At 56.8% G+C, this 12,118-nt stretch carries 11 protein-coding genes and 1 pseudogene; 2 read left to right on the forward strand and 10 right to left on the reverse strand.

Going from position 1 to position 12,118, the window contains the following annotated elements; genetic code table 11:
• Positions 1 to 24: 24 nt before the first annotated feature.
• Positions 25 to 1,116, reverse strand: coding sequence for a sodium-potassium/proton antiporter ChaA (gene chaA, locus JNO11_RS07985; protein WP_010669990.1), 1,092 nt, complete (start codon positions 1,114 to 1,116; stop codon positions 25 to 27).
• A 374-nt stretch (positions 1,117 to 1,490) separates the two neighbouring features.
• Here chaA and chaB point away from each other — a divergent pair, with 374 nt between their 5' ends.
• A complete protein-coding gene (chaB, locus tag JNO11_RS07990; RefSeq protein ID WP_010245846.1) occupies positions 1,491 to 1,721 on the forward strand; it encodes a putative cation transport regulator ChaB in 231 nt (76 codons plus the stop codon).
• On the opposite strand, the gene JNO11_RS07995 is transcribed toward chaB, so the two are convergent.
• Positions 1,711 to 1,899, reverse strand: coding sequence for a hypothetical protein (locus JNO11_RS07995; protein WP_325177157.1), 189 nt, complete (start codon positions 1,897 to 1,899; stop codon positions 1,711 to 1,713). The two genes, chaB and JNO11_RS07995, sit on opposite strands and share 11 nt — an antisense overlap.
• Positions 1,900 to 1,947: 48 nt before the next feature.
• On the opposite strand from JNO11_RS07995, the gene JNO11_RS08000 reads away from it, so the two are divergent.
• Positions 1,948 to 2,622, forward strand: a complete 675-nt coding sequence (locus JNO11_RS08000) for a gamma-glutamylcyclotransferase (RefSeq protein WP_164480396.1) — start codon at positions 1,948 to 1,950, stop codon at positions 2,620 to 2,622.
• A 73-nt stretch (positions 2,623 to 2,695) separates the two neighbouring features.
• Here JNO11_RS08000 and JNO11_RS08005 read toward each other — a convergent pair whose 3' ends face one another.
• The 8 genes and pseudogenes from JNO11_RS08005 to JNO11_RS08040 form a co-directional block, all read right to left on the reverse strand.
• Entirely contained in the window at positions 2,696 to 4,123 is a 1,428-nt protein-coding gene (locus tag JNO11_RS08005) for a serine/threonine-protein kinase (RefSeq protein ID WP_010245841.1), read from the reverse strand.
• 44 nt (positions 4,124 to 4,167) lie between these two features.
• A pseudogene (locus tag JNO11_RS08010) lies at positions 4,168 to 5,122 on the reverse strand (hypothetical protein).
• A gap of 14 nt (positions 5,123 to 5,136) precedes the next feature.
• Positions 5,137 to 5,913 carry a PP2C family serine/threonine-protein phosphatase gene (locus tag JNO11_RS08015; protein ID WP_010669994.1) on the reverse strand — a complete coding sequence of 259 codons (777 nt, stop codon included), beginning with the start codon at positions 5,911 to 5,913 and terminating at the stop codon, positions 5,137 to 5,139.
• The gene (gene tagH / locus JNO11_RS08020) at positions 5,910 to 7,046 is read right to left on the reverse strand and encodes a type VI secretion system-associated FHA domain protein TagH (protein ID WP_010245831.1); all 1,137 of its coding nucleotides are present in this window, start codon (positions 7,044 to 7,046) and stop codon (positions 5,910 to 5,912) included. The genes JNO11_RS08015 and tagH overlap by 4 nt, the downstream gene beginning before the upstream one ends.
• A 36-nt stretch (positions 7,047 to 7,082) precedes the next feature.
• Positions 7,083 to 7,781 (reverse strand): type VI secretion system-associated protein TagF, encoded by a 699-nt coding sequence (tagF, locus tag JNO11_RS08025; protein ID WP_010245828.1) that lies wholly within the window; start codon positions 7,779 to 7,781, stop codon positions 7,083 to 7,085.
• 13 nt (positions 7,782 to 7,794) lie between these two features.
• On the reverse strand, positions 7,795 to 9,909 hold the full coding sequence (tssM, locus tag JNO11_RS08030; protein ID WP_033771588.1) for a type VI secretion system membrane subunit TssM: 2,115 nt from the start codon (positions 9,907 to 9,909) through the stop codon (positions 7,795 to 7,797).
• Positions 9,909 to 11,126, reverse strand: coding sequence for a type IVB secretion system protein IcmH/DotU (icmH, locus tag JNO11_RS08035; RefSeq protein WP_010669997.1), 1,218 nt, complete (start codon positions 11,124 to 11,126; stop codon positions 9,909 to 9,911). Before icmH ends, tssM begins: the two co-directional genes overlap by 1 nt.
• 85 nt (positions 11,127 to 11,211) lie before the next feature.
• The gene (locus tag JNO11_RS08040) at positions 11,212 to 11,703 is read right to left on the reverse strand and encodes an SH3 domain-containing protein (RefSeq protein ID WP_325177158.1); all 492 of its coding nucleotides are present in this window, start codon (positions 11,701 to 11,703) and stop codon (positions 11,212 to 11,214) included.
• Positions 11,704 to 12,118: the final 415 nt, after the last annotated feature.

Consider the following 12,118-nt stretch of genomic DNA (forward strand, 5'->3'; position numbering starts at 1 on the left):
TTTTTCGCCTGAAGACGGGTGACGTTACAGCATGATGGTCATCAGATAACCGATAAACAACGCCAGATGCGCGGCTCCATTCAGTACGTTTGTGCGTCCGGTCGAGAAGGAGAGCTGACAGAGAATCAGCGACGCCATCATAATCACCATCTGCGGCGGCTCCAGACCAAATATCAGCTCCTGTCCGGTCAGGGTGGCGATAATGGTTACCGCCGGTACCGTGAGTGAGATGGTCGCCAGTACCGAACCAAAGAAAAGGTTCATGGCGCGCTGCACCTGATTCATCAGCACGGCCCTGATCGCCCCCAGGCCTTCCGGTGAGAGGATCAGCAGGGCCACCAGGAAACCGGTAAACTGTGCCGGTGCATTCAGATCCGTCAGCAGGCTTTCCAGCGTATTAGCATTCATCTTGGTCACGGCAATGACCGCAATCAGATGCACGATCAGCCAGCTGGTATGCCAGAAGCTGCTGTGGGCAGACGGTTTGCCATGATGCGGGTCGCCATCATCGCTCTCATCTTCATGCTCATAGACAAACAGGCTCTGGTGGGTTTTGGTCTGAATCAGCAGGAACACGCCATACATCGCCGCTGAAATCGCCGCGATCAGCAGTGCCTGAGTGACAGAGAAATTACCGCCCGGCAGTGCGTTGGGAAACACCAGCACCAGAATCGCCAGGGGAAAGATAGCGATCAGATATTGCTTCACGCCCGCCAGATTCACGTATTGCGTCGCAAACTTATTACCGCCCAGCAGCAGCGCAAAGCCAACCAGTCCGCCGGTTACAATCATCACGATCGAATAGAGCGTATCGCGCATCAGCCCGGGTGCGGCATCGCCGGTCGCCATCAGCGCCGAGATCAGGCTCACTTCCAGAATCACCACGGAGAGACTCAGGATCAGAGAGCCATAGGGCTCGCCCAGCCGGTGCGCCAGCACGTCGGCATGCCGTACAACGCTAAAGGCGCTGCTCAGAATGGCAACCAGCGCCACTAAGTTGATACCGACTACAATCGGAAATGATGTGGTTGCACCAAAAAAATAGAGTATACCCAGCGTGATAAGGGGCAGTATCAGCGAGAATTCCTTGTGACGTGTTTTTTCATGTGAAGGCATTCACCATCCTCTCTGGTTAATGATTATCCGGACACAGCGAGTGCTGCTGTTAGAAATATAATCAGTTTTAAGGCAGGGCGCAGTTTATCTTTTCACCGGTCCGAACGGGAAAAATTTACTGCTTTTTTACTTAAATGCAATAAATGGTCGAAGCGGCATTAACCTGAAGTTATCTCAAATATTGCAATATTAATCAGGCCACAACAATTTCTCTTTACCCACCTATCTGACCGTCAAATGCCGGAATATCTGTTTATCATTGTAACTTGTGTGGCCTGTTTCTGGTTTTTAATTTGAAGTGAAGATAAGTGGCTGTTTGTATTTTTGTCCTGTTGCGCCAGGCTTAACAGGAATCTATAAACTGAGGAGCCGTTATGCCTTACTCTAAACGAACCGACTTACCTGACAACGTAAAACACGTGCTTCCCGCGCATGCGCAGGATATCTATCAGCAGGCATTTAACAGCGCGTGGGAAGAATATAAAGAAGCTAAGGATCGACGCGGCGATGATTCGCGGGAAGAGGTGGCGCACAAAGTCGCATGGGCAGCCGTAAAGAAAGAGTATGAAAAAGGTGATGACGATAAGTGGCATCCTAAACGTTAATGCCGTCGCTAGCCTGTTCACGCCAAAGGGCCAGGATTATCTGGCCATTTTTTTCATCTTCGCTATAAGGTTTATCTGGTTTTTTTTGACCTGCGACCGGAATCACGCTTGTAACCCCGCGCGGAAATAGATTAATGTCAATTTGATGAACGAAACGCAGCGCCGTTTTGGAGATCATGTTACAGGAGCCATTCTGCAGGACGCCGTTGACGTTGAGGAGGTCGCATTGCTTACCCGGGAATTTCTATTAAAAGCGGATTGTAAAACGTCGTTCGGGGATATCGAAGAGGCGTTGCTCTGGAGTTGCGAGCAGCGCGCGGCCTCGCTGGCAGCCACGCTGGCCTGTCGTCCCGATCACAGCCCGGTATGGATCTTTGGTTACGGCTCGCTGATGTGGAACCCGATTTTTGAGGCGGATGAAGTGGCGTCCGGTTCGCTGGAGGGCTGGCACCGTGCTTTCTGCCTGCGGCTGATTGCCGGACGTGGCACCGCCACGCATCCCGGCCGCATGCTGGCGCTGAAGCAGGGTGGCAGAACCACGGGTCTGGCGTTTCGTCTGCCGGAAGAGCGGCTGCATGAAGAGCTGGCGCTGCTGTGGAAGCGTGAGATGATCACTGGCTGCTATCTTCCAACCTGGTGTGAATTACAGCTGGAGGATGGTCGCAGCGTCACTGCGCTGACCTTTATTATGGATCCGCGTCATCCGCTGTATGAATCGGACTCCTGCCCGGAGGCGATTGCGCCATTAATTGCTGCGGCCAGTGGCCCGCTGGGCTCGAATGCGCAATATCTGTTTGCTCTGGAAGAGGAGCTGACCCGGCGCGGCATGGAGGAGGAAAGTCTGAGCCGGCTGGCCCATCAGGTGCGGACATTGCAGCAAGCCTGCCTGAAGCAGGCCTGAACCGGGGCTTAACCAGAGTAAAAGGGCGCGACACTGTCGCGCCCTTTTACGATCCGGCTGCGGATTACCGGGCTTAGTTACCCGGATTAATCAGCCATGTACCGGGCTTATCGATGGTCAGGGATTGTGTGTGCGTCTCACTGCCATTCTTAACGTCAATTTTGTACTGTCCCGCCGCCAGATTCAGCGCGGCAAATCCGCTGCTGCCCGGTTTTACCTCAACCGGCTGTCCGTTAAGCACCACGCTTTCACCGCTCTCCAGCTTAAGATAGACGGTCGCCAGCGCGGCCGGAACGGCAGCGGCTGACGGAATCGATGCGGGCGCCTGCGTCATGGCTGAGCTATTGTTAACCACTTCCGGTGTGGCACTGTGGCGATTCGCCAGCCAGATGGCGACAACCACTGCCAGAATGGCCACGGCAGCCAGGCCAAGCAATCCAGGCGACAGTTTACGCACCGTGCGCGGCGTCACCGGCTCGGCGGACGCGGCGGCATGATTCATCGCCATTACCACCGGCGCAGCAGCCTCAACCGGCTCCTCGACCGGCAGAGCAGGCGACTCGCCCGGCACCGGGAAGCTGTTTACCACCGCTTCCACATCACTGACCGGCAGATCAATCAACGCGGCAAAGGCATCAATCGTTTGTGGGCGATCGCCTGGCTTCATTGCCAGCGCGCAGTCAATGGCATGCAGCAGCGGCAGTGAGTAGCCTTCGGGCTGGCGTTCCACCAGCGGCTGATAATTATCTTCAATGCAGCGCACCACGCTGACCGGCGGCGGATTACCGGTAATCAGGTTATGCAGCACCGCGCCCAGGGCGTAGATATCGGTCCATGGTCCCTGTTCAACTTCACCCTCTTCGCTGTACTGCTCAATCGGCGCGAAGCCAGGTTTAAGCATGATTTCCGTTTCATCAGAGAGGTTGCCAATCTCTTTACGCGCCGAGCCAAAATCGAGCAGAACCGGCAGCTGGTTCTCCTGAATCTGAATATTGTCGAGCGAGATATCGCGATGCAGATAGCCGGCCTGATGGATGGTGCTGATGGCACCCAGCAGTGGTGGCAGCAGGCGGCGGATCCAGGCTTCAGTGATCGACGCCGGGCTGGTGACCTGCCACTCTTTCAGCGTCATACCGCTGTAGTAGAGCGTGCCCATATAGGCTGTGCCGTTCTGCTCCCAGAAGCGCAGCACGTGCAGCAGTCCCGGATGATTAAAGCGAGCCAGCAGACGCGCTTCCTGAATAAAGCTGGTGAGCCCGGCATTAAACAGCTTCTGGAAACGCTCACCGCGCAGCTCCAGCGTTAAATCGGCGGCACGGACTGCCAGCGACACCGGCATGTACTCTTTGATTGCAATAGTGCGTTCAAGCTGGTGATCCCACGCGCGATAGACGATGCCGAAGCCGCCGCCTCCGATCACTTCCTTGATCTCAAACTCATTGAAACGGTATCCGTCAGGCAGGGCATTCGGAACGGTTTTCGGATTATCATTTGCCGACATAGTGAACTCTCTGTACACGGCCTGCTCGCCAGGCTGCGCGGTAATTAATTGATGTTACGCCAGGCACCAATGGCAGGATCAACCAGATCCGCGTGCAGGGTGTCGATGAGTAACACATTCACTTTTTGCTGTGGCATGAAATAGGGCGCCCAGTGGCTGCGCAACGTATCAACTCGCGATTTCACAGCGTCAGCATCCTGCTGCGCAGCATTCTTATCCATCTTTATCAACAGGGCACCATTGAAGCGCCAGACATGTTGTTTGGCATCAAAGGGCAGCACCAGCCAGCTATCATTCGCATCCGGGCGTGTCACAATCATGCGCTGATTGTTCGCGGCGATAACCTCCAGCTTGCTGTCCGGGATCGTCAGATTGGCGATGGGATAGCCCTGATAAAAGGTGACTGCCACCGGCGTTGGGTGGTCAGGGGTCGCCAGCATCAGCTCACTTTTGCCTTCTGCCCAGCCATCAGGTGAGCACTGCTGCTTGCTGACATCCGGGATAAACAGGGTCTGGGCATTTTCATCCCAGGCGGTGCGAAAATGGCAGCCGCTGGGGAGATCAAAATGTTGCAGCGGCGTGCTGTTGGCGGGCCGAGACAGGTCAAGCGGTGCAGCATTACTCTCACTGGCGCTGGCGGTGGCATCTGCCATCACGATAGGACGCCAGTTCTGCAGCTTACTGGCGCTGCCGCTGGCCAGTACGCCACCCTCTTTACTGGTCATCTGCCAGGGCAGCTCGTCCAGTAATCCGCACTGATTAGCGAGCAGGGTGCCGACGCGCGGTAAAAAGGTGGTCAGCACCGCCGAATCCTTACTTTTGCCTGAGACGATGCGCAGTGGCAGCGTCTCTTTTGCACCAGTCGTCAGGCGCTTTACTCACCACATTATCGATATAGACCTCCAGCGCCAGGCTGGGGGAGTAGACAACCCGATAATTTTCAGCCTGGGCATGAAAGGCAATCAGCAGGGTGATGATGCCGGGCAACCACAGTTTCATAAGGATCCTTGGAATCAAAAACGAGGCGGCAGAAAGCGCGCCGAATCAGCCAGTGAATAGAGCAGCGTTGCCTCCTCCGGCTCACCAATCCAGACCGCCAGTGCGCTGAGATTATCTTTCTTAACGTTGCGGCTCACCGCCTGTTCCATCAGAGCCAGCCACTCTTCGCAGGCATTCACCATGCGCAGCGCCTGTTCCATTTCATGACTGGCCAGATTCAGCCAGAAGCCATCGGTGCAGACCAGAAACGCGTCGCCATCCTCCAGCGCAATCTCCTGCGAAAAGCTTACTAAGCGAGGCGGTTCAGCGCCGAGCGCATTATAGAGTAAATTACTGTTAATGCCGGTATTTTCATAGCCCGCTTCTTTCAGCTGCTGGGCCAGACTATGATCGCGAGTGACCTCATGAAGCACGCCGCGGCGGAAGTGGTAAACCCGGCTGTCACCGGCATGCGCCCACCATGCGCGCTGTTTTTCGCGGTCAATAAACAGGGCCGCCAGCGTGGTGCTCATGCGTGAATATTTCGGATTTTTACCCTGTGCCTCATGCAGCGCTAAGCGGCACTGTTCAATCGCCTGATGGGTTATCTCCGGCGTCAGGTCGGCGTGCGCCTGTAACTGGCTCAGCAGGGTGTCACGCACCAGCTGTGCCGCCATCTCGCCGCCGGGCAGACCGGCCACGCCATCGCAGACCACAAAGCAGGCTTTACGCTCATCCAGCTCTGCGCCGGTGCGATCCTGATTCTCATCGCGTAGCCCCTGCTGGCAGCGGCTGGCAAAAACGATTTTCATGGTTCATCTACCCGCGTCTGAGAGTCCTTGTACTGATTCACCTCCATGTCATAGGCATGGAGAAAGGCCTCGCCAAACAGCGTATGGAAATCATCTTCGATCTCTCCGGCCGTACGCTGATAATTACGGGTGAAGTAGTCCCACAGCGCCGCCTTCTTCATGGCGGAAAAGGGCATTTTTGACACCACGCCATCGGCACGCGCCTGCTCCTCCAGCCGCTGCGGATTAAAGGATTGCAGCATCGCCGCAATAATGGCGCGGATACCGGCAATCATCCCCAGCTGGTGGGCCTGCAAATCGACCAGGGCATCGCGTACCGCCTGTTCCGGCGGCATAAACCCGGGCATCTGGCTCTGGTACATCTGCATCAGCACGGTTTTGCCGGAGGGCAGGATCTTGAACGGATTGTTGGCCTCATTCAGGATCATCGTCATGTCCGCTTTGACACCACGCTTGAGAATGGATCGCGAAGAGAGCAGCGCGACGGTGCCCTGGGAAAAGAGGCTCAGCATCCGGCCAGTAATGCGCATCTGCTCTTCATCCACCGGCGTGGCGTGACCGTTGCTCAGCCCCATCCCCTCCAGCAGTGCGGCGATCAGCCGATCCTGATCCACCGGCTGCGCCGTCAGCGCCCGACGCGGTTCGCTGGCCTGGGGGTCGATAGCCAGTCGCGCATCGTTGTGGCGCTCGTGGCGTGAGGGCGTGACCTCACTGACCAGCAGCCGGTCCTCAACCTCATGATGTTCGTGAATGCCCAGCGGATTCGCGGGCTGAGCGCTGTCGCCAGCAAACAGCGCCAGCGGATCGCTCTGCGTGTCGTGGCAGGCGGGGTCTCGTACTTCCAGCGCATAGTCACCGATGCGCAGCGCATCGCCATGCTTCAGCACGACCTGCATGCCGCGACCCAGGGTAATGCCGTTATGCTCCACCGGGGTCACGCTGCCCTGGTTCGTCAGACGGCACTCTCCGTCATGCGACAGGTGAACCAGCGCCTGCAGACGCGAAATGGCCCGAGTCTCATCTGGCAGCACCAGATCGTTGTCCTGACTGCGGCCAATGGTGCCGCCAGGCGGTTGAAACGCGACGCTTCTGACCGGAACATCCGTAGTGCATTGCACAATGGTAAATTGCATGAGTTATCCCAGATTGAACGGCAAACGCTTCCGGCCTCACTCGAACATTGGAGGATAGAGGCCATTACGTCCCGGCTGTGAACCTGCCGCCGGGTTAAACAGTAACGAAAACAGTTGCGCGGTGAGGTTGCCGCTGTGCTTGTGGGTCGCGTGGGCAAAACCATCACTGCGGTTACTCCACCAGTAGCTCATATGCTGCTGAGGGTCGAAACGTTCAGCCACTTCACGCCAGCTCAGCGTGCAGGGCAGATCCTGAAAACCGATCACATCCATGATTTCAGAGGGCTTCCTGGCCGGGACCAGCAGCGGTGGTAAAGCCTGTATCTGCTGCTCTAACTGCTCGCCGTTCAGCGGTGTCTGAACCGCCCGTAACAGTGTCGCGCCCAGATCCTGAAACCAGTCGCCGGAAATGGTCAGCTGAGCAGGATGCCACTGAGCCAGCGTGAAGCTGTGCAGGGCCAGCAGCGGCCAGGCGCGTCCGACGCGGTCACAGGAGGGCAGCAGACAGCCCATCTGTATCTGCGGCCGGGTCGCGGTAACCGGCAGCACAAAGTTCCACACCGGCGCATGGAGAAAGTCCGCGCTGTAGGAATACGCCTGCTGATGCCAGTGCATTAATCCCTGCTGGAACCAGTGATTCCACGGGCTAATCTGTTGCTCGCTCAGTCGATGGTGCAGAAAGTCACCGGTCGACGGCAGCTTGCCATACCAGCCGGGGGCCGTGTAAGCAGCCATGTTCACCTCACCATTACTCGCTATGCGAGTTTGATTGCGGGGCCGGGTGCCGCGGCGCTACCGCCAGCATGCCGCCCGCCTGGTCCGCAATTTTCAGATTCTCTGCAAGCTTGCGCATCATCAGTGCATTATCACGAGCATAAGGCGACGACTGAATCTGCTGATCCAGCAGCTGGCTCAGGTGCCAGTCAAGCTGCTGCAGGTCGCGGGCGCTTACCGTATCGGGCAGGGATCGCTGTAAATTTTGCAGCAGCCATGCCCGTAAAAACTCGCCATCATAATTACGCGGTTGATAGAGCATCTGATAGGCGCGCAGCGCATTGCGGCTGTAGGCGTTATCATCACCCGGGTCGTTGCGCAGGATATTCGTGATCTGCTGCGCCACACGCGGCAGCAACAAAGACTTAAGCGCATTTTGATAAAGCACCCAGGCGGCATCGCTGATCTGATTACCCCGATATAAGCCCGCCCGCATAGTAAGCGGCGGATTATCGAGAGAAAAGCGCGCCGAGAGCGGCAACTTCACCAGGTTATTAAGAAAGGGTAGCAGATCAAAAATATTATCAGCAGGCTGATGAATCACCTGCTGACTTTGCTCACGGATAAGCGGGACGCGCGCGGCAACCTGCTGCAGATACTGTTGATTCTGGTAGTAACTGATGCCCCACAGGCTGGAGGCGATCAGCAGAGCGCCTGCCAGCACGCCGTAGCCAATCCAGTGGAACAGCTGATTACGGTACTCCCAGCGGCGATTACTGCCGGCCAGGCCGCTCTCTTTGAATATCAGATCGCTGAGCAGGTCACGAATAAAGAAGCTCTGGCCTTTGTTGCCGGGAATCGGACTGTTGCGATTAACGCTGTCCCAGGCCGCGATCGAGTGATCGCCCGCCTGACGCAACTGCAGTTTGCGGCTCAGTTCACCCATTACGCGATCAAACGGCAGGCCTTCCTGGGTTCCGCTGGTGAAGAAGAGGCCGCGCGGGCTCCAGGCGACCGCATCCTGATGGTCAGAAAAAACGATATCCAGATATTCGTTCAGCAGTGGACGCAGCGAGGCGAACTCCTGCGGGAAGAGGAAGCACTCAGCGCGCTCGTTCAGGTCGCGCTCATGGGTCATCTGCTCCGCCAGTTGTTGCTGGAGCTGCTGTTCCAGCCGCTGAAACTGCTGGCCAAAATGGCGATGCCAGTCATCTTTGTGCGGCTTGCCCAGCTCCCAGTTAAACGTGAAGCCCCAGATAGCGTCACGCCGCGCTTTATCAATCGAGCCGAAGTAACTCATAAAGCCTTTCAGCAGATCGGTTTTGGTGACCATCACATAAACCGGGAAGTGAATACCGGTCTGCTGATGCAGTTCTGCCATGCGCTCTCGCAGCGCGCTGGCCTGGGCGAAACGCGCTTCGGCTGAATCACTCAGCAGATCGGCGACGCTGATGGTCATGATCACACCGTTAATCGGCTGGCGGGTGCGATAGCGTTTCAGCAGGTTGATAAAACTGTGCCATTCCGCGGCATCTCGCACGCGCTGGCTCTCCTGCAACGCATAACGACCGGCGGTATCAATCAGCACCGCGCTGTCAGTAAACCACCAGTCACAGTTGCGGGTGCCCCCGACGCCGCGGACCGCATTTTTGCCCAGCGTATCTGTCAGCGGGAAATCGAGGCCGGCATTAAACAGCGCGGTGGTTTTACCGGCGCCGGGCGCACCCATGACCAGGTACCAGGGCAGCTGATAGAGATAATTAGCGTTAAAGCGTGAGAGCAGGTTCCCGCTGTGACGACGGCCAAACTGGGTGCGTTTCAGCTGCATCGCAGCTTCGCTGAAGCGCTGGTTGAGCCGCTCTTCGGTCATCTGACGTTCCGCCGGGTCGTCGTTGCCCGACAGCTGAAGCTGGGTCAGTAAACGGCTGTTGAACCAGGCACGATAGAGCGACGGGATCAGCTGGAACAGGATCCAGAGAAAATAGAGGGCGCTCACGGTGAGCTGGCGAGGCAGCACGGGTTCCAGTGGGCGCGATTCGCCCCATGACCAGAACGGTCCCAGCATCCAGACCAGACAGCTCAGCGCCGTGACGCCAATAAAACTCCACAGCAGGCGATGCGTTAGCAGCAGGCGAAGGGAGGCGCGCATTATTGTGCTCCTTGATGATTACTGAGCGTTTCAGGCGCGGCAAACAGGGTGATTTCAACGCGGCGGTTGCGGGTCCGGTTTTCGCTGCTGTCGTTGGGCAGCAGCGGGTCGCTGTCGCCGCGGCCTTCGGAGCGAACCGTATGACCATCAGCCAGTTGCAGTTGTAACAACTGGGTGATGGCGCGGGCGCGGGCAAATGAGAACTCATAGCTGGAGGCAAAGCGGCTGTTATCCACCGGATGATCATCGGTAAACACCGACACCAGAATGGTCCCTTTGACATCTTTCATCGCGGTTGAGACGCGGGCCAGCAGGGCGCGCCCCACCGGATTGATCACCGTGCCCTGTTCGGCGAACAGTTTGTCTGCGGGGATGATCACTTTGCTGCCAAAGGCACCATCGCTGACCTCAAGCTGCCCGGCTGCAATCACATCATTCAGGCGCTGACGCAGATCGAGCAACGCCTGCGGGGAAGAGGGACGACGGCCCGCGGTAATCTGCGGCAGCGGCGTCTGATAGATGGTACGCAGCAGCGGTTCGGCGGCATTGCCGAGACGCCAGTTCAGGCCGCTGTAGATCAGGCAGCCGATCAGTGCGACCAGCATGGCACAGGCCCAGAGCGGCACCATCGGGCGGGCGAGGGTGCTCACCAGCGGATGCACTTCCACCAGTGGCGGTTGCGCTGTCTGGCGCTGGGCACGCGTTTCGTCAATCAGGGTTTTCAGGCGTTTACGGATACCGTCGCACTGGGCGCGACCATTTTCACTGCCGCGATAGCGGCCTTCATAGCCCAGCAGCAGACAGTATTGCACCACTTCCAGCAGCCAGAGGTGTTGTTGCGGGCTTTGTGAAATGCGCGACAGCAGTTGAAAGAATTTTTCGCCGCCCCAGCTTTCATTATGGAAGGTCACCAGCATGCCGTTGCCAGACCAGACGCCGCGCGTGCCCCATGGGGTTTGCGCCGCCGCTTCATCGAGCGCGCTGCAGATGCAGTAACGCGCGCCGATAATCATCTCAAACGGCAGCCCTGCCTGTTTACAGCGTTGTTCAAACTGGCGGATTTCATCGATCAGAGACTGGCGCAGACCCGCAGGGTCATCATGGGTGGCTGCCTGACGAATTTGCACCACCGCGTTCAGCAGTGGCGCCGCAGCCTGAAGTAAGAGATTCTCATTGCCTGAGGGGGTCGCCTCACGCGCAGGGGATTCCACAGTCATTAATTCGTGATCTTCCAGCCAATGGCAAATCCCTGTACCCGCAGCCCGGGACGGTTCTGCGGGCAATATGCGCCGGATTTCATATTCAGTCTAAGATCCAGGTCGCGGTATCGTTAGTCCGGCAGGCTTTGCTGGCGCCGCCGACGGCCACACAGACCTGTTTCGTTTTGCGGGGACGGGGACGATCGCTCTGTACGGTGGTATCGTAACGGCTGCTCTCTACACCCGCTTTTAACGGCACATAACCGATCAGCGGGCCGTCAGCCTGGTCAGCAATCGCCAGCCAGCTGTGTTCCACATTGCCTAATACTTCGAACGGTTTACCCGTTTCGAGATAGCGAACCACTTTGCCGCCGTAATCAGGCGAGGTCATGACGGATGCGCCATAAAGCGCCCGCCAGGTCTGATTGACCGGCTCAAATTCAGTCGGTGCCGCGACAGCGTGTCGATGGACCAGTTTGACGCCGTTAATTTCGCTGGTAACCAGCGTATCGTCAGTGACGGGCGGCGGCGGGGCCTTACAGCCTGCCAGGGTAAGAACCGCCAGCAGCGTTAACGCAAGACTCTTTTTCACCATGTTCCTCGTGATCTCATCAAAGTATCTGCATATTGCCAGGCCCGATGCCATGGGGCGATCTTTATCGCGCCGCATCGTGCCGAAATTCTGTTTTTAAAAAAAGGGTCAGATTACATCGGGATAGTAACGCATTCAGTTTACCTAAGACTTTTGAGAATTCAAACCATTGCACCCGCGGCTGATGCGTGATAGCAGGCGCTTTTCAGGCAGGCTGCGATGTAAGAAAAGCACCAGGCAATGTGATAGTTAAATCGAACTGAATTATCGCAGAGACAAACTGGTTGAGAACAGTGCCGCGCATTCTGACATGCAATGAATCCGATTGGAAACTATTAAGATTTACTAATAACTTGTTGCCGAAAAAATTTATCAGTTTGCGTTAAGAAACTTATCAAAATCAGATTTTACGCCCCTG

Origin of the sequence: Pantoea sp. 1B4 (assembly GCF_016925765.1) — a bacterium.
GTDB lineage: Bacteria > Pseudomonadota > Gammaproteobacteria > Enterobacterales > Enterobacteriaceae > Pantoea > Pantoea agglomerans.

Bases quoted from the DNA above. Each gene is read 5' to 3' on its own strand.
- chaA (WP_010669990.1), bottom strand. From the start codon at position 1,116: ATGCCTTCACATGAAAAAACACGTCACAAGGAATTCTCGCTGATACTG.
- chaB (WP_010245846.1), top strand. From the start codon at position 1,491: ATGCCTTACTCTAAACGAACCGACTTACCTGACAACGTAAAACACGTG.
- JNO11_RS07995 (WP_325177157.1), bottom strand. From the start codon at position 1,899: ATGATCTCCAAAACGGCGCTGCGTTTCGTTCATCAAATTGACATTAAT.
- JNO11_RS08005 (WP_010245841.1), bottom strand. From the start codon at position 4,123: ATGTCGGCAAATGATAATCCGAAAACCGTTCCGAATGCCCTGCCTGAC.
- JNO11_RS08015 (WP_010669994.1), bottom strand. From the start codon at position 5,913: ATGAAAATCGTTTTTGCCAGCCGCTGCCAGCAGGGGCTACGCGATGAG.
- tagH (WP_010245831.1), bottom strand. From the start codon at position 7,046: ATGCAATTTACCATTGTGCAATGCACTACGGATGTTCCGGTCAGAAGC.
- tagF (WP_010245828.1), bottom strand. From the start codon at position 7,781: ATGGCTGCTTACACGGCCCCCGGCTGGTATGGCAAGCTGCCGTCGACC.
- tssM (WP_033771588.1), bottom strand. From the start codon at position 9,909: ATGCGCGCCTCCCTTCGCCTGCTGCTAACGCATCGCCTGCTGTGGAGT.
- icmH (WP_010669997.1), bottom strand. From the start codon at position 11,126: ATGACTGTGGAATCCCCTGCGCGTGAGGCGACCCCCTCAGGCAATGAG.
- JNO11_RS08040 (WP_325177158.1), bottom strand. From the start codon at position 11,703: ATGGTGAAAAAGAGTCTTGCGTTAACGCTGCTGGCGGTTCTTACCCTG.